The 22,998-nt window shown below is 73.1% G+C and carries 26 protein-coding genes and 1 pseudogene; 14 read left to right on the plus strand and 13 right to left on the minus strand.

Annotated elements, in window-relative coordinates:
• Positions 1-119 precede the first annotated feature (119 nt).
• The 4 genes from ACH4UK_RS36705 to ACH4UK_RS36720 form a co-directional block, all read right to left on the minus strand.
• Entirely contained in the window at positions 120-1,043 is a 924-nt protein-coding gene (locus ACH4UK_RS36705; protein ID WP_398363555.1) for a sirohydrochlorin chelatase, read from the minus strand.
• Positions 1,044-1,242: 199 nt separating this feature from the next.
• On the minus strand, positions 1,243-2,319 hold the full coding sequence (locus ACH4UK_RS36710; RefSeq protein ID WP_398363557.1) for an N-acetylglucosamine kinase: 1,077 nt from the start codon (positions 2,317-2,319) through the stop codon (positions 1,243-1,245).
• Entirely contained in the window at positions 2,316-2,993 is a 678-nt protein-coding gene (locus ACH4UK_RS36715) for a uracil-DNA glycosylase (RefSeq protein WP_398363559.1), read from the minus strand. Before ACH4UK_RS36715 ends, ACH4UK_RS36710 begins: the two co-directional genes overlap by 4 nt.
• A 44-nt stretch (positions 2,994-3,037) precedes the next feature.
• Entirely contained in the window at positions 3,038-4,123 is a 1,086-nt protein-coding gene (locus tag ACH4UK_RS36720; protein ID WP_398363561.1) for a WD40/YVTN/BNR-like repeat-containing protein, read from the minus strand.
• A gap of 301 nt (positions 4,124-4,424) precedes the next feature.
• Here ACH4UK_RS36720 and ACH4UK_RS36725 point away from each other — a divergent pair, with 301 nt between their 5' ends.
• From ACH4UK_RS36725 to ACH4UK_RS36735, 3 genes are all read left to right on the plus strand, one after another.
• A complete protein-coding gene (locus tag ACH4UK_RS36725) occupies positions 4,425-5,141 on the plus strand; it encodes a cupin domain-containing protein (protein ID WP_398363563.1) in 717 nt (238 codons plus the stop codon).
• A gap of 227 nt (positions 5,142-5,368) precedes the next feature.
• Complete coding sequence (locus tag ACH4UK_RS36730; RefSeq protein ID WP_398363565.1) at positions 5,369-5,803, plus strand: hypothetical protein; 435 nt, start codon at positions 5,369-5,371, stop codon at positions 5,801-5,803.
• A 79-nt stretch (positions 5,804-5,882) separates the two neighbouring features.
• On the plus strand, positions 5,883-6,614 hold the full coding sequence (locus ACH4UK_RS36735; protein ID WP_398363566.1) for a class I SAM-dependent methyltransferase: 732 nt from the start codon (positions 5,883-5,885) through the stop codon (positions 6,612-6,614).
• A gap of 84 nt (positions 6,615-6,698) precedes the next feature.
• Here ACH4UK_RS36735 and ACH4UK_RS36740 read toward each other — a convergent pair whose 3' ends face one another.
• Positions 6,699-8,078, minus strand: a complete 1,380-nt coding sequence (locus ACH4UK_RS36740; RefSeq protein ID WP_398363568.1) for an FAD-dependent oxidoreductase — start codon at positions 8,076-8,078, stop codon at positions 6,699-6,701.
• 89 nt (positions 8,079-8,167) lie between these two features.
• On the minus strand, positions 8,168-8,854 hold the full coding sequence (locus ACH4UK_RS36745; protein ID WP_398363570.1) for a DUF305 domain-containing protein: 687 nt from the start codon (positions 8,852-8,854) through the stop codon (positions 8,168-8,170).
• A gap of 158 nt (positions 8,855-9,012) precedes the next feature.
• Between ACH4UK_RS36745 and ACH4UK_RS36750 the strand changes: the two genes are divergently transcribed.
• Complete coding sequence (locus ACH4UK_RS36750) at positions 9,013-10,506, plus strand: LVIVD repeat-containing protein (RefSeq protein WP_398363572.1); 1,494 nt, start codon at positions 9,013-9,015, stop codon at positions 10,504-10,506.
• Positions 10,507-10,811: 305 nt separating this feature from the next.
• On the opposite strand, the gene ACH4UK_RS36755 is transcribed toward ACH4UK_RS36750, so the two are convergent.
• The 5 genes from ACH4UK_RS36755 to ACH4UK_RS36775 form a co-directional block, all read right to left on the minus strand.
• Positions 10,812-10,988 (minus strand): hypothetical protein, encoded by a 177-nt coding sequence (locus tag ACH4UK_RS36755; protein WP_398363574.1) that lies wholly within the window; start codon positions 10,986-10,988, stop codon positions 10,812-10,814.
• 95 nt (positions 10,989-11,083) lie between these two features.
• Entirely contained in the window at positions 11,084-11,779 is a 696-nt protein-coding gene (locus ACH4UK_RS36760; RefSeq protein ID WP_398363576.1) for an HAD family hydrolase, read from the minus strand.
• 48 nt (positions 11,780-11,827) lie between these two features.
• Positions 11,828-12,535 carry a phosphatase PAP2 family protein gene (locus tag ACH4UK_RS36765; RefSeq protein WP_398363577.1) on the minus strand — a complete coding sequence of 236 codons (708 nt, stop codon included), beginning with the start codon at positions 12,533-12,535 and terminating at the stop codon, positions 11,828-11,830.
• 86 nt (positions 12,536-12,621) lie between these two features.
• Positions 12,622-13,557: a M56 family metallopeptidase gene (locus tag ACH4UK_RS36770; protein ID WP_398363579.1), complete on the minus strand. Its 936-nt coding sequence runs from the start codon at positions 13,555-13,557 to the stop codon at positions 12,622-12,624.
• Positions 13,558-13,655: 98 nt separating this feature from the next.
• Positions 13,656-14,258, minus strand: a complete 603-nt coding sequence (locus ACH4UK_RS36775; protein WP_398363581.1) for a DUF5134 domain-containing protein — start codon at positions 14,256-14,258, stop codon at positions 13,656-13,658.
• A gap of 208 nt (positions 14,259-14,466) precedes the next feature.
• On the opposite strand from ACH4UK_RS36775, the gene ACH4UK_RS36780 reads away from it, so the two are divergent.
• Positions 14,467-15,027 (plus strand): GNAT family N-acetyltransferase, encoded by a 561-nt coding sequence (locus ACH4UK_RS36780; protein WP_398363583.1) that lies wholly within the window; start codon positions 14,467-14,469, stop codon positions 15,025-15,027.
• Between the two features lie 12 nt (positions 15,028-15,039).
• On the opposite strand, the gene ACH4UK_RS36785 is transcribed toward ACH4UK_RS36780, so the two are convergent.
• On the minus strand, positions 15,040-15,723 hold the full coding sequence (locus tag ACH4UK_RS36785) for a glycerophosphodiester phosphodiesterase (RefSeq protein WP_398363585.1): 684 nt from the start codon (positions 15,721-15,723) through the stop codon (positions 15,040-15,042).
• A 294-nt stretch (positions 15,724-16,017) separates the two neighbouring features.
• Here ACH4UK_RS36785 and ACH4UK_RS36790 point away from each other — a divergent pair, with 294 nt between their 5' ends.
• The 5 genes from ACH4UK_RS36790 to ACH4UK_RS36810 all read left to right on the plus strand — a co-directional run bounded on the left by ACH4UK_RS36790 (position 16,018) and on the right by ACH4UK_RS36810 (position 20,703).
• Complete coding sequence (locus ACH4UK_RS36790; RefSeq protein WP_398363587.1) at positions 16,018-17,415, plus strand: DUF6421 family protein; 1,398 nt, start codon at positions 16,018-16,020, stop codon at positions 17,413-17,415.
• A 26-nt stretch (positions 17,416-17,441) separates the two neighbouring features.
• Entirely contained in the window at positions 17,442-18,209 is a 768-nt protein-coding gene (locus tag ACH4UK_RS36795; RefSeq protein ID WP_398363589.1) for an SDR family NAD(P)-dependent oxidoreductase, read from the plus strand.
• The gene (locus ACH4UK_RS36800; RefSeq protein ID WP_398363601.1) at positions 18,206-19,267 is read left to right on the plus strand and encodes a threonine aldolase family protein; all 1,062 of its coding nucleotides are present in this window, start codon (positions 18,206-18,208) and stop codon (positions 19,265-19,267) included. The genes ACH4UK_RS36795 and ACH4UK_RS36800 overlap by 4 nt, the downstream gene beginning before the upstream one ends.
• A 76-nt stretch (positions 19,268-19,343) precedes the next feature.
• Positions 19,344-19,943 (plus strand): transglutaminase family protein, encoded by a 600-nt coding sequence (locus tag ACH4UK_RS36805; RefSeq protein ID WP_398363591.1) that lies wholly within the window; start codon positions 19,344-19,346, stop codon positions 19,941-19,943.
• A gap of 67 nt (positions 19,944-20,010) precedes the next feature.
• Positions 20,011-20,703 (plus strand): B3/4 domain-containing protein, encoded by a 693-nt coding sequence (locus tag ACH4UK_RS36810; RefSeq protein WP_398363593.1) that lies wholly within the window; start codon positions 20,011-20,013, stop codon positions 20,701-20,703.
• A gap of 29 nt (positions 20,704-20,732) precedes the next feature.
• Here ACH4UK_RS36810 and ACH4UK_RS36815 read toward each other — a convergent pair whose 3' ends face one another.
• Positions 20,733-21,455, minus strand: a complete 723-nt coding sequence (locus tag ACH4UK_RS36815; protein WP_398363595.1) for a lysophospholipid acyltransferase family protein — start codon at positions 21,453-21,455, stop codon at positions 20,733-20,735.
• Positions 21,456-21,686: 231 nt separating this feature from the next.
• Between ACH4UK_RS36815 and ACH4UK_RS36820 the strand changes: the two genes are divergently transcribed.
• The 4 genes and pseudogenes from ACH4UK_RS36820 to ACH4UK_RS36835 form a co-directional block, all read left to right on the plus strand.
• Positions 21,687-22,013 carry a TlpA family protein disulfide reductase gene (locus ACH4UK_RS36820; protein ID WP_398363597.1) on the plus strand — a complete coding sequence of 109 codons (327 nt, stop codon included), beginning with the start codon at positions 21,687-21,689 and terminating at the stop codon, positions 22,011-22,013.
• A 72-nt stretch (positions 22,014-22,085) separates the two neighbouring features.
• Positions 22,086-22,166 carry a putative leader peptide gene (locus ACH4UK_RS36825; protein ID WP_398363603.1) on the plus strand — a complete coding sequence of 27 codons (81 nt, stop codon included), beginning with the start codon at positions 22,086-22,088 and terminating at the stop codon, positions 22,164-22,166.
• Positions 22,167-22,209: 43 nt separating this feature from the next.
• Positions 22,210-22,719 carry a flavin reductase family protein gene (locus tag ACH4UK_RS36830; protein ID WP_398363599.1) on the plus strand — a complete coding sequence of 170 codons (510 nt, stop codon included), beginning with the start codon at positions 22,210-22,212 and terminating at the stop codon, positions 22,717-22,719.
• A gap of 196 nt (positions 22,720-22,915) precedes the next feature.
• Positions 22,916-22,998 (plus strand): annotated as a pseudogene (locus ACH4UK_RS36835) (electron transfer flavoprotein subunit beta); the annotation flags it as partial.

Raw genomic sequence — 22,998 nt, forward strand, 5'->3', positions numbered from 1 at the left:
CGCCGCCCCGCCCCGCGCCCCCCCCCCCCCCCCCGGGGGGGGGGGGCCCCCCCCGCCCCCCCCCCCCCCCCCCCCCCCGCCGCGCTGTCCGGCTCCCGAGCCGACCGAGCGGCGTCCGGTCAGTGGGCCTGCGCACCCTGCGGCGTCGCCGGCGTGATGCCCAGCGTCGTGGCGTACAGCGACAGCACGAGCTTGCCGATCGCCGGGTAGGCGCCCAGCGGCTCCGCCGTCGCGCAGCCCGCCTCCTTGGCGGCGGCGTCCAGCAGGCCGGGGTCGACCTCCGGACCCACCAGGTACGGCGCCAGCGCCAGCTGCGCGGAGCCGGAGCCCTGCAGCTGCGCCGCGATCGAGGCGACCGAGCCCTCCACGTCCAGCGCGGCGGCCATCACCGGCACGGCGAGCCGGGCGGCCAGCAGCATGCCGGTGATCCCGGCGGCCTGCACGGCCTCCTCGCCGCCCACGGTGGCCAGCACGATGCCGTCGGCGGCGGTGGCGACGGTGAACAGCCTGGCGCGGTCGGCGCGCGCCAGCCCGGCCTCCGACAGCCGTACGTGCAGGGCCTCGGCGAGCAGCGGGTGCGGGCCGAGCACATCGGTCAGCTCGGTCTGCGTACCGCTGTCCATCACGGCCTGCCGTATCCGCCGGATCAGCGCGCTGTCGGGACCCGCGAGCAGCGGGACCACGACGGCGGACGGACCCGTCGGCTCGGCGACCTCACGCCCGGCGGCGACGGCCTGCTCGAAGCGCGCGACGCGCTCGGCGGCGGCATGGGTGAGAACGGCGGCGACCGTCGGGTACTCGGCGTCGTCGCCGTCGAGATAGCCGATCCGGGCGTTGAGGCCGGGCAGCTCGGAACGGGCGATGCTGATCACTTCCTCGGCCAGACTGCGCGTGGCCGAGGAGGGGGTGCCGGGAACGGCGAGAACGAGCGCGGCAGCGCCCTCAGGTGCGACCACGGGCTCCGGGCGGCGGTGCCGTCCGGACTGGCGAGGTCGCGGCATTCGTACAGGCAGGCCGGAAGCGGGCCCAGTGGGGGTGCTCATGGCGCCGCATGCTACTGGTTTTGCCTGCCCCTCTGTTCGGGGAGGGTCCGGTCGAGCGTTAACTATCCGCTTATGTCCGATGAGTGATGTACCACCGGAGTGTCCCTGTCTGTCGGCTCGCCGTTGCCCGCCGTCTTCCCGCTGCCCCTCTCCGCACGCCGGCCCCTCACGCCGTCCGGGGCTCGTCGCGCACCGCCCTTCAGCCGTGCTGTCCGGCCTCGTCCTCCGCAGGCACGAACAGCATCGTCGGGTGGCGCGGCAAGCAGAGATCCCCGGCCGCCAGGGCACGCGCGATCCGGAGTGCGCCGGTCAGTGGATCGCCCGCCCCCGACGTCACGCGGACCCCGGGCAGCAGCCGCGCCAGTTCCTCGCGCAGGGGCACGAGAAGGGGCTCGCCCATCCGGAACAGGCCACCGGTCAGGGCCGCTTCGCCGACCTCGCCGTCCTGCCCTGCGGCCGTCGGGAACACCGCGGCCGCCGCCTCGGCGATATGGCCCGCGGCCTCCCGCAGAATGCCGGCGGCGACCGGATCCGCTCCGGCGCACGCCGCCACCTCCGGGGCGAAGGAGGCGAGCACGGCCGGCCGGTCGGAGCGCGGGTAGAGCAGCCCCGGCAGCGCCTCGGCCGACCCGAACACGGCCCGCAGCCGGTCCAGCAGCGCGGCGGAACCGCCACGCCGTCCGTCATGGGCCCGCATCGCCGCGTCCAGTCCGGCCCGGCCGATCCACGCCCCGCCGCCACTGTCACCCAGAAGATGACCCCAGCCGTCGGCCCTGTGCCACCGGGTGAGGTCCGTGCCGAGGGCGATCAGGCCCGTGCCGCCCGCGACGACCGCCCCGGCGTGCTGTCCCACCGCGCCCGCGTAGGCCGTCACCGCGTCGGCGGCCAGGGCCAGCCGGAGCACCCCCAGCGCGTCCGCGAGTGCGCCGGGCAGCTCCGCCCGCAACCGGTCGCCCAGGGTGGCCATGCCGGCGGCCCCGATCGCCAGCGCCGCGACACCGCCGGTCGCGGTGCCGTCGGTCGCGGTGTCATCGGAGGCGGACGCCCGCTCCAGCAACTCCCGGGCGGCGGGCAGCAACTGGTCCAGCAGATGCCCGGCGTCGATGCCGCCGGGCCCCGTCCGCACCGGCTCGGCGCAGACCGTCGTCGAGAGGGGGCCGGGCAGCCCCGCCCGGCCGAGCGCCACCCGCAGCCCGGAGCCCCCGGAGTCGACCCCCAGGACATACGCGCCCGGCCCCGCCGGGGAGGACGCCGCCGCCGACGGGGGGTGCGTCACGGAAGCCGCCAGTCCACCGGCTGTGCCCCCTGGCGCTCCAGCAGTTCGTTGACGCGGCTGAACGGCCGCGAGCCGAAGAAGCCCCGGTCCGCGGACATGGGGGAGGGGTGGGAGGACTCGATCGCGGGGAAATCGCCCAGCAGCGGGCGCAGATTGCGGGCGTCGCGCCCCCACAGGACCGACACCAGCGGGGTGCCCCGGGCCGCCAGCGCCTTGATGGCCTGCTCGGTCACCTCTTCCCAGCCCTTGCCCCGGTGGGCGGCGGGCCGTCGCGGCGCGGTGGTCAGCGCCCTGTTGAGCAGCAGCACCCCTTGCCGCGTCCACGGTGTGAGGTCGCCGTTGGACGGCCTCGACACGCCCAGATCCGCGTGCAGTTCCCGGAAGATGTTCTCCAGGCTGCCCGGCAGCGGCCGCACGTCGGGAGCCACCGCGAAGCTCAGCCCGATCGCGTGCCCCGGGGTGGGATACGGATCCTGGCCGACGACCAGCACTCTCACCTCCTCGAACGGCTGTTGGAACGCCCGCAGCACATGCGCCCCGGAGGGCAGATACGTGCGTCCCGCGGCGATCTCCGCGCGGAGGAAGTCGCCCATAGCGGCAATGCGTTCGGCGGCGGGTTCGAGGGCGTCGGCCCACCCCGGCTCGATGATCTCTTTCAACGGTCGTGCTGCCACGGGCCGCACTCTACTGCTGATACGACCACTCCGATCAACTGCCGTCAGCCGAGCGCCACCGCCCGCACGCACAGGACGTCCGGCAGATGGGAGGCGAGCTGCTGCCAGCTGTCCCCGTCGTCCGCGCTGGCGTACAACTCGCCGTTGCGGTTGCCGAAGTAGACGCCGGCGGGATCCGCGTCGTCGGTGCACAGCGCGTCCCGCAGCACCGTGCCGTAGTGCGCCCCGTCCGGCAGGCCCTCCGTGAGCGGCTCCCAGGTGCGCCCCGCGTCGGTCGTGCGGAACACCCGGCAGCGGTGTTCGGCCGGGACCCGGTCGGCGTCGGCGTTGATCGGGAAGACGTACGCCGTGTCACCGCGGTGCGGGTGCGCGGCGGCGGCGAACCCGAAGTCGGAGGGCAGGCCCGCCCCGATGTCGCTCCAGTGGTCGCCGGAGTCGTCGCTGCGGAACACCCCCCAGTGGTTCTGCAGATAGAGCCGGTCCGGGTCGGCCGCGTCCCGGGTGACCTTGTGGACGCACTGGCCGAACTCCGGATCCGGGTCCGGGAGGAAGACCGCGGAGACGCCCTTGTTCGACGGGGTCCAGCTCGCTCCGCCGTCCTTGGTCCGGAACACGCCCGCCGTCGACACGGCGACGGTCACGGCCCTGGCGTCCCGGGGGTCGGTCAGGACGGTGTGCAGCCCCTCGCCGCCGCCGCCCGGCACCCAGCGCGAGCGGGTCGGGTGCTCCCAGAGCGGACGGACCAGCTCGAACGACTCGCCCCGGTCCTCGGAACGGAACAGCGCGGCCGGTTCCGTGCCCGCGTAGACCACGTCCGGGGCCTCGGGGCCGGCCGGGTGCAGCTGCCAGACGCGCTCCAGCGAGGCCCCGGTGGACTTCGGGAACTTCACCGCGGGCTGTCGCGGCTCGACCCAGGTCTCGCCCAGGTCGTCGGAGTGGAAGACGGACGGTCCCCAGTGCGCGCTGTCCCCGCCGGCCAGGATCCTCGGGGTCTCCCGCCGGGTGTCGAGGGCGACCGCGTAGATCGCCTGCGCGTTGAAGTGCGGGCCCGTGAGCTCCCAGGTCCCGCCGCGTCTGCGGCCGATGAAGAGGCCCTTGCGCGTGCCCGCGGTGAGCAGTACGTCGGTCATGGAACAGGACCTCCCGATACGCCGTTGTGCCGGAACAGTGCCAGTCTGCACCCGGCCACTGACAGTGGCTCGCGCACACACCGCCCGCCCCGGCGGAGTCGGCGCGCCCCCGGCCCGGCGCACGCCCCCCGAGCCCCGGCGCGCTCCGCTCCGCGCCGGCCGGTGAGCTGCGCGGCCCCGCCGCCCGGCGCGTGCGGCTCCCTTGACCGGTGTCCGGTGGCGGCCCTAGCGTTCGGTAGCCGTAGAAAGCGCTTGCGGTCGGGCCGTCGAGAGCCCGTGCCGCCGAGACCCAGGAGCCCCCGTGGTGACCTTCGAAGGACTGCCCGGCGCCGTCGCCGTCTCGCATCTGAGCGTCTACGACTGGCCTGCTGCCGACGGGCTGCGCGGGGGCACCCCGCATCTGCATCTGACCTGCTCGGAGGGGTACGTCGTGGTCGGCGGCAGCGGCTCCGTGCAGACCCTCACCGCCGCCGGATTCCGCGAGACCCCGCTGACGCCCGGCGCGCTCGTGTGGTTCACCCCGGGCGCCGTCCACCGCCTGGTCAACGAGGGCGGACTGCGCGTCGTCGTGCTCATGCAGAACAGCGGGCTGCCCGAGGCCGGCGACGCCGTCCTCACCCTGCCGCCCCGCTGCCTCGCGGACCCGGACGCCTACCGCGCGGCGGCGACGCTGCCCGTGGACGCCGAGGAGGCCGTGCAGGAGCGGGCGGCGCGGGCCCGGCGCGACCTCGCCGTCGAGGGGTTCCTCGCCCTGCGCGAAGCGGTCGATGCCGGTGACCCGGAGCCGCTGGCCGCCTTCCACCGCGCCGCCGCCGCGCTCGTCCGCCCCCGTACGGCCGAGTGGCGCACCCGCTGGGAGAAGGGGGCCGCCATGGCCGCCGCCGCCACCGCCGACCAGCTCGACGCGCTGGACCGGGGTGAGGCCGGGCACCTCGCCGCCGCCCGCGTCCGCGCCGAACGGCCCTCGGCGCACGGCCGGTTCGGCATGTGCGGCCGCCTGGACGTCTATCGGGTCTGAACCTGCCCGCCCGCTGACCCGCCCGCCTGCTGACCGGGCCACCGGTGACCGGCCGGCCCGCTGACCCGCCCGCCCGCTGACCCGCCCGCTGACCCGCCCACTGACCGGCCCACCGGTGACCCGCCCGGTGGCGGGGCCGCCCGCGCGCCGCGCCGCCGGGTGCTGACATGCTGGCGGCGGCCGGACGGAGGCCGGAAGCACGGTCCGCGGACACCGAGGAGACGACGATGGGCAGCGGAATCACGGACGCCGACGGCCACCCGGTGCCGGTCACGGTCACCGCGGGCGAGCCCGCGCCGGCCGGGGACGCCCCGGGGGAGGACGGCCCGCCGCCCCGCGTCGGCATCCGGCTCGCGCCCCCGGCCGGCGAGCTCCGCTGGTCCTGCACCCCCCGGGCGGCCCGCGAACTGGCCGCCGTACTCCTGCGGGCCGCCGAGGAGACCGAGAACGCGCCCGCGGAGCGCCCCGTCACGGTCGGGGCGGGCGAACTGCGCCGCGGCGACGTGCGCGAGGGCGACCGGGCCATGACCGTCGAGAGCACCCGGGCCGACGGCTCGACGGTCCACGTCACCTGGAAGTCCGGCGCCGGCCGCAGCTGGACCCAGACCTACGCCGCCGACACCGCCATCACCCTCAAGCGGCGATCTCCCGGCGGCCGTTGACGCACCGGGTCGGCGCCAGCAGGGCCGGTGGCGTCGCGGTGGCGCCGGGCCGGGTCCCGCGTCGGTAGGGTGGCCGGTGATGTTTACCGAACAGGGCCCCACCGTGCGCGAACTGGCCGTCCAGGCGCTCTCCTCGACGGAGCGCGGCTACGACCTCCTCGCCCCGAAGTTCGACCGGACGCCCTACCGCACCCCGGACCGGGTGCTCGACGCCGTCACCCGCGCGGTGCGTCCGCTCGGCCCCTTCGACACCGGGCTCGACGTCTGCTGCGGCACCGGGGCGGGCGTCGGGGTGCTCCGGCGGCTGTGCCGGGAGCGGGCGGTCGGGGTCGACTTCAGCGCGGGTATGCTCGCCGAGGCCCGTGCCGCCCTCCCGCCCGGGAGCGAGGGGCCCGCGGTGGACTGGGTACGGGCCGACGCCCGTTCGCTGCCCTTCGCGCCGGCCTTCGATCTCGCCCTGAGCTTCGGCGCGTTCGGCCACTTCCTGCCCGCCGAACGCTTCGGCCTCTTCGCCGAGGTGTACGGATCGCTCCGGCCCGGCGGACAGTTCGTCTTCCCGCTCGGCGCCCCGCCCCCGGTGGGATCGCGCGCCTACTGGTCGCTGTTCGGCTTCGACGCGGCGATGCGGGTGCGCAACGCCCTGTGGCGGCCGAAGTTCGTCATGTACTACCGCACGTTCCGGCTCGGCGACGTGCTGGAGGACCTGACCCAGGCCGGATTCGCCGTGCGGCTGCTGCCGCTGACCGATCTGGGGCTGCGCCCGGACGGCAGCCCCCGGGCCCGCCTGGTGGTGGCGACCCGGGAGGGCTAGGGCCTGCCGCCTGCCGCCCTGCCGGGCGCGGCCCGGCCGCCCTTCGGGCGACGACGGCAGTTCGACGACAGGCCCTGGCGCCGCTCAGCGGTCCCCGTCCCGGGCCGCCGCCAGCAGCCCCGGCCAGTCGGGGATCTTCACCGGTCCCCGCCCCAGCGAGCGGCCCAGCTCCGCCTCGGCGCGCTCGATCGACAGCCAGCCGGCCCACTCCACCGGCCGCAGCCCCCACTCCCGCAGCACGGCCAGCGGATCGTCCGCCGCGCCCCGCCGCGTCAGCGCCGCCGCGTCCGCCAGCAGCGAGGCCACCGTCTCCTTGGCGCAGGACCGGTTCGAGCCGATCACCCCGGTCGGCCCCCGCTTGATCCACCCCGCCACGTACTCACCCGGCGACGGCGTCCCGTCCCGCAGCACCCGCCCCGCCGCGTGCGGCACCGTGCCGCGCACCGGGTCGAAGGGCAGCCCCGGCAGCTCCACCCCGCGATAGCCGACCGCGCGCAGGACCAGTTGCGCCTCGACGTCCTCGTACGCGCCGGTGTCCCGGACCCCGCCCGCGCCGTCCGGAGCCGTACGGGCGAACCGCACTCCGGCGACCCGCCCGCCGCGCTCCAGCAGCTCCACCGGCCGCAGGAAGAACCGCAGCCGGATGCGGCGCGCTGCTCCGGCCGCGCCCGGAGCCCCGCCCGCCGACCAGCCGCGCAGGACCTCCAGGTTCCGCCGCACCACGGCGGGCAGCGGCAGCGATCCGGGCGGACCGTCCGCGGCGGCGTACGCCGGATCGAGCGCGAGCTCCGCCGGGTCGACGACGACCCGTGCCCCGGGCAGCGCCCCCAGCTCCCGCAGCTCCTTGGTGGTGAACCGGGCCTGGGAGGGGCCCCGGCGGCCCACGATGTGCACCTCGCGCACCCGGCTCTCCTCGAGCGCGCTCAGCGCGGCGCGGGGCACGTCGGTGGTCCGCAGTTCGTCGGCGCCGCGCGCCAGGATCCGGGCCACGTCGACCGCCACGTTGCCCACCCCGATCACCACGGCCGAACGGGCGTCCAGGGCGAACGGGTCGGCGGCGATGTCCGGGTGGGCGCTGTACCAGGAGACGAAGCGAGTGGCGGAGTGGCTGCCCGGCAGGCCCTCGCCCGGCACCGCCAGCGAGCGGTCGGCCGATGCCCCGACGCAGTAGACGACGGCGTGGTACAGCTCCGCGAGCCGGGCGGGGGAGACCCCGTCCGCCCCGCCGACGCCGACGTTCCCCACGAAGGTGACCCGCTCGTCCTCCAGCACCGCCCGCAGGCTGTGCTGCAGTGACTTGATCTTCTCGTGGTCCGGGGCCACCCCGTACCGCACGAGTCCGTACGGGGTGGGAAGCCGGTCCAGGACGTGCACGCGCACATCGGGCACGAGCGACTGCTGGAGCAGGGCCTGGGCGGTGTAGACCCCGCTGGGGCCGGAACCGACGACGGCGACTGAGAGCACGGCGCACCTCTTCCCGCAGGTTCCCTCCAGGATCGCACCGCCGGGCCGATCTGCACCGCCGGGTGCACCGGGCGGGCGGGCGCGGGGCTTCAGTCCATCAGCCCGCGCATCCGGTTGATCTCCACGGTCTGCTGGGCGACCACGTCGCTCGCCATCTCCTCGACGATGACGTCGTTCCCCTCGGTGAGCGCCTCCGTGGCCATGGTGATCGCCCCCTGGTGGTGGGTGATCATCAGCTCCAGGAAGAGCTTGTCGAAGGCCTTGCCCTCGGCGGCGCGGAGCTTCTTCAGCTGGGCCCCGGTCGCCATGCCGGGCATCCCGGCGTGGTCGTGGTGCTGCTTGCGCCGGTCGCCGCCGTTTCTCTTCAGCCATCCCTCCATCGCGCCGATCTCCGGCTTCTGGCCCGCCGATATGCGTTCGGCGAGCCGCTTGACGGTGGCGGCCGAGGCCCGTTCCGGGACCAGTTCGGTCATGACGAGCGCCTGCCCGTGGTGCTCGATCATCATCTGGGCGTAGCGGAAGTCGGCGGAGTTGGCGGTGTCCTGACCGGCCTCCTCGGCGGCCTCCTCGGCGGAGAGCGTCCGGGCGGGCTCGCCCGGTCGGCCGGGCGCGACGACGCCCGGACCCGCGTCCTTGGCCCGGTCCGGCTTTCCGTCACCGCTGTCCGCGTCACAGGCTCCGAGGACGAGCACGGCGGCAACCGCCGCCGCCGCGAGAGCGGTTGAGCGCGGGGTTACGGACCGGCGGTGGATGAACACGGCGACCTCCTGTGCCACGTGGTTTGTTGCAGACCGTCCTAACACGCTTCCAGCGGCCGAAGATCAAAAACTTTCATTACGTCTGTGTTGCCATCTGTTGATGTGTACATGGGAGGGACGATACTGCCGGGGGTTCATTAACCGTTCGACCCCGAACGGATCCAAGGGAGGACGCAGTGACCTCGTTGCACACCACCCGCGTGCGGCGCAGACGTCTGGGCGCGGTGGCAGCCGCGGCCGGACTCCTCGCCACGCTGCTGACCGCCACCACAGCGGCGGCGACGCCCGACCCGGGCGACGCTCCGGCGGAACGCGGTTCCGTCACCAAGAGCGAGCAGGCCGAGGCCAGGGCCGCGATAGCCGGCGGCGACATACCCGGCGTGGACGAGATCGTCCACAGCTCCAACATCAAGCACCTGACGCATGTGCCCAAGGGCGCCCTCCAGGGAACCAACACGGACCTCGCGTTCCAGGGCAAGTACGCTTTCGTCGGCAACTACGACGGCTTCGTCATCTACGACATCAGCAAGCCGAAGAAGCCGAAGACCGTCGCGCAGGTCCTCTGCCCCGGCTCGCAGAACGACATCTCCGTCTCCGGGAACCTGCTGTTCCTGTCCACGGACTCCTCGCGCAGCGACGACTCCTGCTCCAGCACCTCCCAGCCCGCCACGGAGAAGTCGTCCTGGGAGGGCATGAAGATCTTCGACATCAGCAACAAGCGGCACCCGAAGTACATCGCCGCCGTCGAGACCGCCTGCGGTTCTCACACGCACACGCTGGTGCCGGACGGCAAGAAGAACGTCTACCTGTACGTCTCCTCGTACTCGCCCAACGAGACGTTCCCGGACTGCCAGCCGCCGCACGACGGCATCTCCATCATCAAGGTGCCGGTCAAGGCGCCCCAGAAGGCCCGGATCGTCAAGTTCCCGGTGCTCTTCCCGGACGGCGGCAACCCGGGAGCGCCCGACAACCCGGGTGTCTCCAAGACGACCGGCTGCCACGACATCACCGTGCTGCCGTCCAAGGACCTGGCCGCCGGCGCCTGCATGGGTGACGGTCTGCTGTTCTCCATCAAGGACCCGGAGCGTCCGAAGATCATCGACCGCGTCCAGGACAACGTGAACTTCGCGTTCTGGCACTCGGCGACCTTCAACCAGGACGCCGACAAGGTCGTCTTCACCGACGAGCTCGGCGGTGGCGGTGCGGCCACCTGCAACGAGGAGATCGGTCCGGAGCGCGGCGCCGACGGCATCTACGACATCGTCGGCAAGGGCGACCACCGCAAGCTGGTCTTCCGCAACTACTTCAAGATCGACCGCCACCAGGCCGACGTCGAGGTCTGCGTCGCCCACAACGGCTCGATCATCCCGGTGAAGGGCCGCGACCTGATGGTCCAGGCCTGGTACCAGGGCGGCATCTCCGTATGGGACTTCACCGACTCGACGAAGCCCAAGGAGATCGCCTTCTTCGAGCGCGGCCCGGTCACGCTCGACCAGGTGACCACGGCCGGCCCCTGGTCGGCGTACTACTACAACGGTCACATCTACTCCAGCGACATCGCCAAGGGCTTCGACGTGCTGAAGCTCGACGACAAGCGCACCGACCCGGCCGAGCGGGTCAAGCTGGACGAGCTCAACGCGCAGACGCAGCCGGACTACTTCGACCGCTGATCCGTCAGCGGATCCAGCAGCCGACGCGTCGCGCATGACGGGGCCGGTGTCTCCCGGGCGGTCATCCGCCCGGGAGACACCGGCCCCGGTGCGTGTGCCGCCGGAAATTCATTGACCGATGAGGCGGGTGGGGACATGCTGGACCCCTGCGACGGCGGACTCCGCAACTCCGGTCCCCGGCGCGGTCCGAGGCCGTGTCCCACCGGACGGGCCGAGGGTGCGCCTGGATCCGGCGACGCGGGGGATCGCCGGATCGGGCGCCACGGGCGAGACGTTCCGGGCCGGGCGTGGAACGGGTGGGGCGGTCAGGCGGCGGTGCGGACGCTCCCGCCGGTGGCGGCGGCCCATTCCACCAGCAGCCGCTGGTAATCCGCTTCGTCCTGCGGGGTCAGGCCCACGCCCGAGCGCTGCCACAGGTCGCGGATCTCCGCGTTGACCTCGGCTGCGGAACGGGCGGATACGGACGACGACATCGGGGACATGCCCCCAGGCTACGGCCACGACCGGCTCCCACTACCCCGTCCGCGGCGGGATATGCCTCACACTCCGGCCCGATTTCACTTTTTCGCCGAGAGCCTCAGCCCGGGACCAGCCCCAGCGAACGCAGGCCGTCGGGCCGCTCCGGCACCGGCAGGTGGTCCACGAACCGGACCTGGCAGCCCAGGGCCGCCGCGCCCCCGTCCGCGCCCCGGTCGTCGCCGACCATGACCACGTCCGCGGGATCCCGGCCGATCAGGGAGCAGGCGGTGCGGAACAGCCCCGCGGCGGGCTTCTGGAGCCCGTGCTCGAAGGACAGGACATAGGCGTCGACCAGGCCGTCGAGCCCGTGCGCGCGGAAGACCGGGCGCAGGTCCCAGCCGATGTTGCTGACCACCCCGACCGCGATCCCCGCCCCGCGCAGCCCCGCCAGCACCTCGACGGCGTCCGGGTAGGGCCGCCAGGCCTCCGGCCGCATATGGCGCTCGTACAGCGCGTCGTACAGCCGCGGATCGGGCAGGGCCACGGACCGGGCCAGGCCGGTGTACGCCTCGCGGTGCAGAGCGGCGCTCAGGTCCCGGCGCGCCATCGCCCCGGTCAGCTCGTCCGGGACCCGGACCGGGGGCGGGCCGCCCGGGAGAGCGCCGGCCTCCGTGAGCCCGCTCACATACCGCTCGAAATCCTCCGGCGGTACGTCGACGCCCTCCGCGCCCAGCACGGCCGCGAGCCAGTCCCGGACCGGCTCGATACGGAACAGGGTCCCGGAGAAGTCGAACAGCACGCCTTCGATCACCATGGGCGCGATCCTCCCCGGTCCCTCCCCGCGCCGACAAGACCGCCCGGCTCAGGCCCGCAGGGGCCGCTGCTCCTCCACCGGGACCGGGGGCGTCGCGTACCGGGCGTACCCGGCCACGCTGAAGGCCACCACGGCCACCCCCAGCAGCCCGCCGCCCACGACGTCGGTCAGCCAGTGCACCCCCAGATACACCCGGGTCGCCGCCACCCCGACCGCCGAGACCACCGCCACGGCCAGGGCCGTGTACCGCACGCCGGGGGCCGCGCCGGACAGCCGCAGCAGCCAGACGAGCAGCCCGCAGCTCACGACGGCCGTCATGGCGTGCCCGGAGGGGAAGGCGGCGTAGTGGGCCGTGTCCACCGGATCGGGCCACTGCGGGCGCTCCCGGTCCACCGCGGCCTTCAGCCCCTGCTGGAGGAGGGAGGCGAGCAGGCTCGTCGCGGCCACCCAGAGGGCGAGCGGGCGCGCGCCCCGCCACCACAGGGCGATCACGGCTGCCGCGATCAGGGCGCGCATGGTCCAGGGATCCCACACCCAGTCCGTCAGCACCCGGCTGACGCGGACCAGACCGGGGTCGGCCACCGCGTGCCGGTGCGTCGCGTCGGCGACCGCCCGGTCCAGGGACATCAGCGGGGACCAGCGGTCCGCGACCAGGAACAGCAGCACCAGGGCGGCCGCCGCGGCGACGCCCCCGGTCCACAGGAGGGCCTGGCGGTGGGGGGAGTGATCCGGCGGGCGGAGTCGGGGGGAGGACATGAGTCGATCCTCGCGGAGAACACCGCCCCCTGGCCAACTCCGCGCGCGAACAGGTGGGAGGGGAGGCGGTGGGCCGCCCCGCCCCGCTAACCCAGCGCCCGGAGCCCCGGCACGAAGGCCACGGCCAGCGGGACGACCGGCACCAGCGCGGCGGCGGCCGTCAGCCGGAGCCTGCGGCCCGCGGTGAGCCGTTCGACCGGGGCCAGCAACCGGTTGACGCGCAGCGGCACTTGGGCGTCCGGGGTGGGGCAGGGGCCGAACACCCCGCGGTCCTCGTTGAGTCCGACCAGGGCGAGTGCGGTCGTGAGCCGGCCGAAGCGGCGCGACGCCACGTCGTCGGCGGCCAGTTCGACCAGCCGGTGCATCTCGTCGCGGAACGCGGCGAACACCGGAATCTGCGGGAAGCCGATCGCCAGCGCCGACGAACAGTTCAGCAGCCAGTCGTGCCGGGCCTGGGCGTGTCCCTGCTCATGGGCGAGCACGGCATCGAGCTGACGGCCCTTCAGCCGGCCCAGCGCGGCAGTGGTGATGACGAGTCGCGGAGCCGTGCCGTGCAGCCACCAGGCGTCGGGGCGTTCGCCCTCCAGAACCACGAGACGGTCGGCGCCGGGCTCCTCACCCGGCATCAGCGGGGCACGCACCAGCAGCTCCGCCCGCCGCTGCCTGCGGTGACGCCGCGTCCGCCGGATCTCCCTCAGGAGCATCGCCCCGGTCCACAGCCCGCCCAGCGCCAGCAGCACCGCGATGACCGCCGACCACGGCCCGTACGCCGCCAGGGCATAGGCCTCGACCACGGCGTGCGGGGCGGGGGCGAAGACATGGCCGCGCACCGCCTGCCAGGCCGCGGCGGCGCTCAGCGTCATGGACAGGGCGAACGAGAGCAGCACCCCGGCCACCACGCACTGCCAGACCCACAGGGCCACGACCGGCTCGCGCTCCGGCCACCGGGCGCGCGCCATCAGGCGCGGGGTCACCAGGGCGGTCAGTGCACCGAGCAGCAGCAGTGCGAGGGAGACCAGCATGGCTTCAGACTATGAGGGGCGGGTCGGCCACGGGTACGTCTGCGACCGGCAAGTGACGTAGACCACGGGGCACCGGGGGTTCTGTCCCGCTTCCCGTCTCACAGAGTGAGCAGCATGGCGAACATGCCGATGCCCATCGTCAGCCGACAGGCCGTCGTGAGCTCGGGCCGCCCGTCCGTCCCCCCGCCGAAACCTCCCGGGCCCCGGCCGGCGACGCCCGTGCCGCCGGCCGGGGCCGCGGCGGTCGCGGGCAACAGGCGTCCGGCCGAGCCCAGCACGTAGAACGCGTAGTAGACGAGCAGCGCCCCGGTCAGCAGGGGTATGCCGCCGGCGGCCGTCCCGTGCCCGGCGTGACCGCCCCCGCCGCTCCCCGTGAGCGCCGGCGCCATCGCCACGGCCATGTAGACCATGGCCAGCGAGCCGACGAGATGGTGCAGATGGTGGCCGCCGCCCAGGGCGGGCCGCAGCGCCCGCAGCGCCGCCGCGCCGAACAGCGCCGCGTACACCGCCCAGGCCCAGTCCGGGGGCGACAGCGCCGCCGCCGGGACGGCCATCGCCGCCATGCCGAAACCCATGAGCGCCTCCGAGCGCGCGGTGCGGCGCTCCTGCGGCGTCCCCGTGCGGGTGCGCAGCAGACAGTAGGCGCCGCTCACCGCGCACAACGCCATCAGCAGCCAGCCGGCCTGGGCCCCTCCGTGCACGGCGCGCCTCCCCCTCGGACGTACGGCACTGTTGCGGGTCGACCCATCGATGCCCAGGAGACCGCCGCCGAACCCGGCGCACGGGGGTGTGAAGGGGGTGCGCCGGGGTCCGCCGGGGGCGCTCCGGGTCGCGTTACCCTCGACCGCACGTGCGTAAGGCGCAGACCGCTGCCGTACGCACGGCAGCAGAGAAACGGAGAGCCCCACCATGGACACCGCCACGCCCCCCGACTCGGCCCGGCTGACCTTCCGCGACGCGACCGAGGCCGACGTCCCGGCGCTGGTGACCCTGATCGAGTCCGCCTACCGCGGCGACTCCAGCCGCACCGGCTGGACCACCGAGGCCGACATCCTCCAGGGGCAGCGGACCGACGAACAGGGGGTGCGCGAGGTCCTCGAGGCTCCGGGGAGCAGGCTCATCGCGGTCGAGCGTGGCGGCGAACTCGTCGCCTGCTGCCAGCTCGAACACCGCGGCGACGCCGCTTACTTCGGCATGTTCGCGGTCCGGCCCGGCCTCCAGGGCGGCGGACTCGGCAAGCTCATCATCGCCGAGGCGGAGCGCACCGCCGAGGAGAGCTGGGGCGTCGGCGAGATGCACATGACGGTGATCTCGGTGCGCGAGGACCTGATCGCCTGGTACGAGCGCCGCGGCTACCGCCGTACGGGAGAGCTCACCCCGTTCCCGTACGGCGACGAGCGCTTCGGCGTGCCGCAGCGCGACGACCTGGCCTTCGAACTGCTGGTCAAGCGCATCGGGGCGAGCGCCTGACGGCCGGGGCCCTCAGGCGGTGAAGCGCCCGGCGCGGCGGATCTCGGGGAAATCGGTCGTCGCGCCGTCCAGGCCCAGCGCCCGTGCGAGGCGCAGCTGATCCTGGGTGTTCACCACCCAGCCGATCACCTTCACGTCCTCGGCGTGCGCCCGCTCCACCACCTCCAGGGTCAGGCGGCGGATGTTCAGCGCGAGCGTCGCCGCGCCCGCCGCCCTCGCCCGGTCCACCACGTCCGGGCCCCAGCGGCTGGCGATCAGCACCGTCCGTACGCCGGGCACCAGCCGGGCGATCTCGGTGACGGCCTCGTCGTGGAACGAGGACACCTCCACCCGGTCCACGAGATGGCGCTCCCGGATCACGTCCGCCAGCGCGCGGGCCGCCGCCACGTCCTTGATCTCCGCCTGGAGCGGGGCGGTCACGGCCTCCAGCACCTCTTCGAAGACGGGAATCCGCTCGCCCCGGCCGGCGTCGAGCTCGCGCAGTTCCGCCAGGGTCCTGGCCGCGATCGGTCCGGTTCCGTCGGTGGTGCGGTCCACGTCCACGTCGTGCATCACGACGAGCGCGCCGTCCTTGCTGAGATGGAGGTCCAGCTCGATGGCGTCCATCCCGGACGCCTCGGCGCGGACGAAGGAGCGCAGGGTGTTCTCGGGCTCGACGCCCATCACTCCGCGATGACCCAGGGTGAGAAAAGACAAGGCGACCTCGTTTCCGTCGGCGGCGGTCCGTCGACTGCTCCTGCCCGCGCGGAGGTACGGCAATACGGCACTGGGGAGGGTAACGGCCGGGGCCCGCGATGTCCCCCGCCGTGCGGGCCCGGTCGCCGGAGGCCGGGAGCCGCTGCGGGAACTGTGCGCCCACTCGGGATACGGCAGGAAAAACAGCGGTGACCATGGGGGGTACGCAGGATAATTTTCAGGGCCCCACTTGTCGGGAGGAACCCTCCGCGGCTACGGTGAGTCCACGCGAGGTTCTCCCGTGGAGGAAGTGTTATGACGGAAATTCTTGTGCACGATGCCACCGACGGCGCGATAGCTACGGCCCAGCGGGTGGTCGAGCACCCGGCCTGGCCCGTGCTCAGGGATGCCGTCGAGGAGATCCGCCCCTGGCAGTCCAAGGACGGGTCCATCGACTTCGACGCCGAGGGGGCCCCGTCCCCGGCCGCGGTCGAGCGCGTCCTCGACCGGGTGATCGCAGCGGTCGAGGAGCTCTCTCCGCTTCTCCCGCACGACGCCGCCTACCACCGTGCGCTCGTCACCGACCTGCGCCGCTGGGCCGCCGACGGCTTCCGCGTCCCCGACTTCCTGGACTCGCTGCTCGCCTTCCAGCCCGCGAAGAACCGGGCCGACGGCCTCCAGCACCTCGTCGTCTTCGCGATGTACACGCAGAACGGCAACCCCGACCGCAACCTCGAAGCGGTCGTCCTCAAGATGGTCTGGCCCGAGTGGCTCGCCGACCTGGAGGCGAACCGCTACGACAACCCGCTCTTCTGCGGCATCACCTTCGAGGACTTCACCTCGGGTTACGACACCAACTCCGCGGTGCTCTTCCCGGAGACCATCGCCGTGCGCGAGGCCCCCGAGCGCTTCAGCTGGGGCGGCATCTTCTGCGACCGCGAGGCCGCCCGCTTCCGCCGGGTCACCGAGGCCTCCGTCGACCTGCTCGGCCTGGAGCTGCCCGACGACATCCGCGAGATGATCGGCGACCAGCAGCGCTGCGAGCAGGCGTTCGTCCTGTGGGACATGGTCCACGACCGCACCCACAGCCACGGCGACCTGCCGTTCGACCCGTTCATGATCAAGCAGCGCCAGCCGTTCTGGATGTACGGCCTGGAGGAGCTGCGCTGCGACCTCACCGCCTTCAAGGAGGCCGTGAAGCTGGAGGCCGAGGGCAACGCCCACGGCCGCGACGTGCAGTACGCGGTGCTCTTCGACCGGATGTTCCGCTTCCCCGTCTCCGGCGAGCGCGTCCGCAACTACGACGGCCTCGGCGGTCAGCTGCTCTTCGCCTACCTCCACAAGCACGACGTCGTCCGCTGGACCGACAACACCCTGAAGATCGACTGGGACCGCGCCCCGCAGGTCACCAACCAGCTCTGCGGCGAGATCGAGAAGCTCTACCGCGACGGCATCGACCGCCCCAAGCTGGTCCACTGGTTCGCCGCGTACGACCTCGTCTCCAGCTACCTCGCCCCGCACCCGGGATCCCGCTGGGCCAAGGGCCCCGACGCCCTGGACCTCACACTTCCTCCTCGCAAGCTCGTCGACGACGTGCTTCCGGACGAGTTTCCCCTCAGCATGTTCTATGAGGCGCTCGCCAAGAAGCTGAAGCACGTGGTTGCCTCCACCAAGGGAATCACCGCGGCGAACGACGAGCGGGCAGCCGCGTGAACCATTCTCCCGAGGAGGCGGTGGCCATGAACGCGAACGGCACGGGCGAGGGAAGCGGTGCGCTCGAAGGAGCCGTGGTCGCGGTCGCCGGAGCGGCCGGCCCCGCCGGCCGCGCGACCCTGCTGCGGCTCGCCGAGGCGGGCGCGACGGTCGTCGGCTGCGACGCGAACCCCGAGCGGCTCGCCGAGGCGGTGGACGCCGCCCGGTACGCCCACGGGGGCGCGACCGTCACCGGCGAGACCGTCGACCTGCTCGATCTCGACGCCACCCGGGACTGGGCCAAGCGCACCGAGGCCGAGTTCGGCCGTATCGACGGCCTGGTCCACCTCGTCGGCGGCTGGCGCGGCAGCCCGTCGTTCCAGGAGACCGTCCTGTCCGACTGGGACGCCCTGGAGAAGCTGCTCATCCGCACCGTCCAGTCGACCTCGCTGGCCTTCCAGGAGGGCCTCCAGCGCAGCGACCGGGGCCGCTACCTCCTGATCAGCGCCGCCGGGGCCAGCAAGCCCACCGCGGGCAACGCCGCCTACTCCTCCGCCAAGGCCGCCGCCGAGGCATGGACCCTCGCGCTCGGCGACGCCTTCCGCAAGGCGGGGGGCGATGAGGGGCCGCGCACCGCTGCTGCGATCCTGGTGGTCAAGGCACTGGTGAACGACGCGATGCGCGCCGAACGCCCGAATGCGAAGTTCGCGGGCTTCACCGACGTCACGGAGCTGGCTCGGGCCATCGCCGACGTCTGGGACAAGCCCGCCCCCGAAGTGAACGGAAAGCGCCTGTGGCTGACCCCGCAAACGTGAGGACCGACGCGCGACGTCACCACGATCCGCAGGTGCGCGGCTTCGCCAGTGACAACTACGCGGGCGCGCACCCGGAGGTCCTCGCGGCGCTCGCCCTCGCCAACGGCGGCCACCAGGTCGCCTACGGCGAGGACGACTACACCGGCCACCTCCAGCGGGTCATGCACAGCCACTTCGGCCCCACCGCCGAGGCCTTCCCGGTCTTCAACGGCACCGGGGCCAACGTGGTCGCCCTCCAGGCGCTCACCGACCGCTGGGGCGCGGTCATCTGCGCCGAGTCCGCGCACATCAACGTGGACGAGGGCGGCGCGCCGGAGCGGATGGGCGGGCTGAAGCTCCTCACGGTGTCCACACCGGACGGCAAGCTCACCCCCGAGCTCATCGACCGACAGGCGTACGGCTGGGACGACGAGCACCGGGCCATGCCGCAGGTCGTCTCGATCACCCAGAACACCGAGCTGGGCACCGTCTACACCCCCGACGAGATCCGTGCCATCTGCGACCACGCCCACGAGCGCGGCATGAAGGTGCATCTCGACGGGGCCCGGATAGCCAACGCCGCCGCCTCCCTGGACGTGCCGATGCGGACGTTCACCAACACGGTCGGCGTCGACGTGCTGTCCTTCGGCGGCACGAAGAACGGCGCGCTGTTCGGCGAGGCCGTCGTCGTGCTGAACCCGGACGCGGTCCGGGCGATGAAGCACCTGCGCAAGCTCTCCATGCAGCTCGCCTCCAAGATGCGTTTCGTCTCCGTCCAGCTGGAGGCGCTGCTCGCCAAGGACCTGTGGCTGCGCAACGCCCGGCACGCCAACGCCATGGCCCAGCGGCTCGCCGAGGGCGTCCGGGCGATCGACGGGGTGGAGATCCTCTACCCCGTCCAGGCCAACGCCGTGTTCGCCCGGCTGCCGCACGCGGTCAGCGAGCGGCTGCAGAAGCGCTTCCGCTTCTACTTCTGGGACGAGGCGGCCGGAGACGTCCGCTGGATGTGCGCGTTCGACACCGGCGAGGACGACGTCGACGCGTTTCTCCAGGCGCTCAAGGAAGAGATGACGCGCTAGCGCGAACCGTGCATAACTATGCGGCCGACCGGAAAGAGATGGACTTCCGGTCGGCCGCTTCGTACGCTCTCCGGCCATGGAGCTGACGCAGCGGACCCCGGACATCGGCGCGTACCTGGCCGCCGACGAGGCCATCGATCACGAGCATCCCCGGGTCGTGGAGGCGGCGACCCGCCTCGCGCTCGACGCCGACGCCGCATACGCATACGCGCGAGCCGCCTTCGAGTTCGTCCGCGACACCATTCCGCACTCCGCCGACTCGGGTGACCCGCGCGTCACCTGGCGCGCCTCCGAGGTGCTGGCCACCCGCAACGGCATCTGCCACGCGAAATCGATCGCCCTCGTGGCCCTGCTGCGGGCCCGCAGCATCCCGGCCGGCCTCTGCTACCAGCGGCTGGCCGACGACGACGGGGCGAACCCGATGGTCCACGGCCTGGTCGCGCTGCGGCTTCCCGGGACCGGGCGCTGGGCGCGGGTGGATCCACGGGGCAACAAGCCGGGCATCGACGCACAGTTCTCGCCGGAGGCGGAGCGGCTGGCGTGGGTGGTGCGCCCGGAGTTCAATGAAATCGACTATCCGGTAGTCTATGCTGCACCACCCGAGGTGATCCTCCATGCGCTGAGGGGCGCCCGGGACCGCTCGGAGCTGTGGCGGAACCTCCCCGCGGAACTCTGAACCCGCCCGGCGCCCCCCGTACCGCCGCACCGAGCCCACCGCACCCGGCCAGGCAGCAAGGCAGACGATGAACCCCACACTCACCGTGTCCGACGAAGTACGCGCGATCGCACCGGGCTTCACCCACCTCGCCGTCGAGGCGCACGGTCTGGTCAACGGCCCCAGCGACGCCCGCAGCGCCGCCCTGCTGGACGACGCCGCCCGCAGGCTCGCCGAGCGCCTGGAGGGCCGCGCCCCGCACGAGGATCCGCACATCGTGGCCTGGCGCGAGGTCTACACGGCGTTCGGAGCCAAGCCCTCCCGCACCCGCAACTCCGCCGAGGCCCTGGCCCGGCGTGCCCTCGCCGACGGCGGACTGCCCCGGATCAACCTGCTGGTCGACGCCTACAACGCGATCAGCGTCGCCCACCTCGTCCCGGTCGGCGGCGAGGACACCGACCACATCAAGGGCGGGATGCGGCTGATCCGCGCGAGCGGCGACGAGCCGTTCCCCACCGTCGCCGGGGGCGAGGAGAGCGTGGAGCACCCCGAGCCCGGCGAGGTCGTCTGGTGCGACGACGAGGGCGTCACCTGCCGCCGCTGGAACTGGCGCCAGGGCGTGCGCACCCGGCTCACCGAGGAGTCGGTCAACGCCGTCTTCCTGCTGGAGGGCCTCGCGCCCATGACGAACGGCGAGTTCGACGCCGCGGGCGCCGAACTCGCCGCGGCCCTGGAGCAGCTGAGTCCCGGGGCGCGGATTACCGTCCACGCCGCGCGGTGAGGTGACGCCGCCCCGGGGCGGGGCGGACGTCAGCCGAGCTCGCGCACCTCGGCGGGGGTCGGGGCCGTACCGCCGAGATGGGCCGGCACCCACCAGGTGTCGCTCGCGTCCTTGGGGCGCACCGGGTAGGCGCGCTGCGCCGCCTCCAGCAGTTCCTGGACCCGCTCCCGCAGTCGCCGGGTGATGGCACCGGCGTACTGGTCGGCGGGCGCCTCCACGGGCTCGCCGACGCGGATGGTGATCGGGATGTGGCTGCGCTGGAAATTGCGCGGCCGCCCCTTCGTCCAGATCCGCTGCGTGCCCCAGAGCGCCATCGGGATCAGCGGGACCCCGGCCTCCTGGGCGAGCCGCGCGGCACCCGACTTGAAGCTCTTCAGCGTGAAGGACTGCGAGATGGTGGCCTCGGGAAACACCCCGACGATCTCGCCGGAACGCAGCGATCGCAGCGCGTGGGCGTACGCGTCCTCGCCCTGGTTCCGGTCGACCGGGATGTGCTTCATTCCCCGCATCAGCGGACCGGAGATCTTGTGCCGGAAGACCGATTCCTTGGCCATGAACCGGACGAGCCGCTTCTGCGGCAGGGCGCCCAGCCCGGTGAAGATGAAGTCGAGATAGCTGATGTGATTGCTGACCAGCACCGCACCACCGGTCTTCGGGATGTGCTCCGAACCCTGAGTGTCGATCTTCAGGTCGAGCGCCTTGAACAGGGTGCGAGCGGCGCCGATGACCGGTCGATAGACGAGTTCTGCCATCTGGAGAAGACCCTTCTTCAGTGCCTGGGGAGGGTTCTCCCGGCGGAAGTTACGCAGCCGTAGGTTTTCGGCATTGTGGCGATGGTGCCCCATGCGCGAGCCGCTGGCCAGTCCCGGCGGACGCGGGGCGCGAGATTCTCGTCACGTGCATCTTCCCCGGGGAGCTGCGGGAATGTCCGGGCGGCGGCCGGTGCTGACTCCTTACGAAGAACTCTGATCAGGAGGCACCAGGTGGACCGCCGGACCCACGGACAGCGGCTCGACGCATCCCAACTCGGCGCGGAACTCGGGAAACGCGCGACGCTCGTCCAGTTCTCCAGCGCCTTCTGCCAGCCGTGCCGGGCCACACGCCGCACGCTCGTCGAGGTGGCCGGGATGGTCGAGGGAGTCGCCCATGTCGAGATCGACGCCGAGGCCCACCTCGCGCTGGTGCGGCAGCTGGACATCACGAAGACGCCGACCGTCCTGGTGCTCGACGCCGAGGGCGAAGTGGTCCGCCGGGCATCCGGCCAGCCCCGCACCGTCGACGTCGTCGCGGCGCTGGGGCACGCCATATGACGGACCGTGACGCATCTCCCACATTCCGGAACGCGCTTGACTGTGCCCACCACGCATCGTCAGTCTGACGTTATGCCGCCAGAAATCCTTCTTCACGGCCGGGTCCATGTGGACCTCGCACGCTACGCGAGTGCGCGCTGTCCGGGTGTCTGAGCACCCACGGACCGGTAGGCCACTCCCGCAGAAGGACACGTCCATGACGGCAACGCCCGATCTCGCCCCCGCCCCGGCGGTCGCCACGCCCGAACTCTTCCGCTCCGTCTTCCGCCGGCACGCCGCGGGCGTCGCCGTGATCACCGCGGCGGGAGAGCGCCCCGTCGGCTTCACCGCCACCTCGCTGACCTCCGTCGCCGCCGAACCCCCGCTGGTCTCCTTCGGCATCGGCACGTCGTCCTCCAGCTGGCCCGTGGTCTCCGAGGCCGAGTACGTCGGCGTCCACCTGCTCGGCGAGGACCAGCGGGAACTGGCCGCGACCTTCGCCCGCAGCGGAGCCGACCGCTTCGGTCCGTCGACCGACTGGCGCAGCGGCCCCGAAGGCGTTCCGCTGCTCGCCGGCGTGTCCGCCTGGCTGGTCTGCCGCGTCGTGACCCGCGTCCCGGCCGGGGACCATCGCATCGTCATCGCCGAGGCGGTCGCGGGCGAGCCCGCCGGAGCCGGTCGCCCGCTCGTCTATCACCAGGGCCGGTTCACGGCTCTGCGAGACTGAGGTCACGCACGCACAGGCCCGCCGCGTTGGCAAGGTCACAGTGCACAGCGCTTGCTCACGGGTACGGGAATGGGTGTACTGGCGAGTAATATCGGGCCCGGAGCCTCGGCCGTCCTGACCGGATCCGGCCCGACGAGGCGCCTATGCTGCGTGCGACAAGGCAGCCCGGAAATGACGATGCAGTAGGAGAGCCGGCGTGAGCTTGAGGATCGTTGTCTGTGTGAAGTACGTGCCCGACGCGACCGGTGACCGGCGTTTCGCCGATGACCTGACGCTGGA

Source organism: Streptomyces sp. NPDC020884, assembly GCF_044333935.1.
Classification (GTDB): domain Bacteria; phylum Actinomycetota; class Actinomycetes; order Streptomycetales; family Streptomycetaceae; genus Streptomyces.

Coding starts and splice junctions, on each gene's coding strand:
- ACH4UK_RS36770 (WP_398363579.1), bottom strand. CDS start 13,557: ATGCTGGTCTCCCTCGCACTGCTGCTGCTCGGTGCACTGACCGCCCTG.
- ACH4UK_RS36830 (WP_398363599.1), top strand. CDS start 22,210: ATGACGGCAACGCCCGATCTCGCCCCCGCCCCGGCGGTCGCCACGCCC.
- ACH4UK_RS36805 (WP_398363591.1), top strand. CDS start 19,344: ATGGAGCTGACGCAGCGGACCCCGGACATCGGCGCGTACCTGGCCGCC.
- ACH4UK_RS36755 (WP_398363574.1), bottom strand. CDS start 10,988: ATGTCCCCGATGTCGTCGTCCGTATCCGCCCGTTCCGCAGCCGAGGTC.
- ACH4UK_RS36720 (WP_398363561.1), bottom strand. CDS start 4,123: ATGACCGACGTACTGCTCACCGCGGGCACGCGCAAGGGCCTCTTCATC.
- ACH4UK_RS36790 (WP_398363587.1), top strand. CDS start 16,018: ATGACGGAAATTCTTGTGCACGATGCCACCGACGGCGCGATAGCTACG.
- ACH4UK_RS36735 (WP_398363566.1), top strand. CDS start 5,883: ATGTTTACCGAACAGGGCCCCACCGTGCGCGAACTGGCCGTCCAGGCG.
- ACH4UK_RS36815 (WP_398363595.1), bottom strand. CDS start 21,455: ATGGCAGAACTCGTCTATCGACCGGTCATCGGCGCCGCTCGCACCCTG.
- ACH4UK_RS36705 (WP_398363555.1), bottom strand. CDS start 1,043: ATGAGCACCCCCACTGGGCCCGCTTCCGGCCTGCCTGTACGAATGCCG.
- ACH4UK_RS36825 (WP_398363603.1), top strand. CDS start 22,086: ATGCCGCCAGAAATCCTTCTTCACGGCCGGGTCCATGTGGACCTCGCA.
- ACH4UK_RS36760 (WP_398363576.1), bottom strand. CDS start 11,779: ATGGTGATCGAAGGCGTGCTGTTCGACTTCTCCGGGACCCTGTTCCGT.
- ACH4UK_RS36780 (WP_398363583.1), top strand. CDS start 14,467: ATGGACACCGCCACGCCCCCCGACTCGGCCCGGCTGACCTTCCGCGAC.
- ACH4UK_RS36765 (WP_398363577.1), bottom strand. CDS start 12,535: ATGTCCTCCCCCCGACTCCGCCCGCCGGATCACTCCCCCCACCGCCAG.
- ACH4UK_RS36810 (WP_398363593.1), top strand. CDS start 20,011: ATGAACCCCACACTCACCGTGTCCGACGAAGTACGCGCGATCGCACCG.
- ACH4UK_RS36730 (WP_398363565.1), top strand. CDS start 5,369: ATGGGCAGCGGAATCACGGACGCCGACGGCCACCCGGTGCCGGTCACG.
- ACH4UK_RS36795 (WP_398363589.1), top strand. CDS start 17,442: ATGAACGCGAACGGCACGGGCGAGGGAAGCGGTGCGCTCGAAGGAGCC.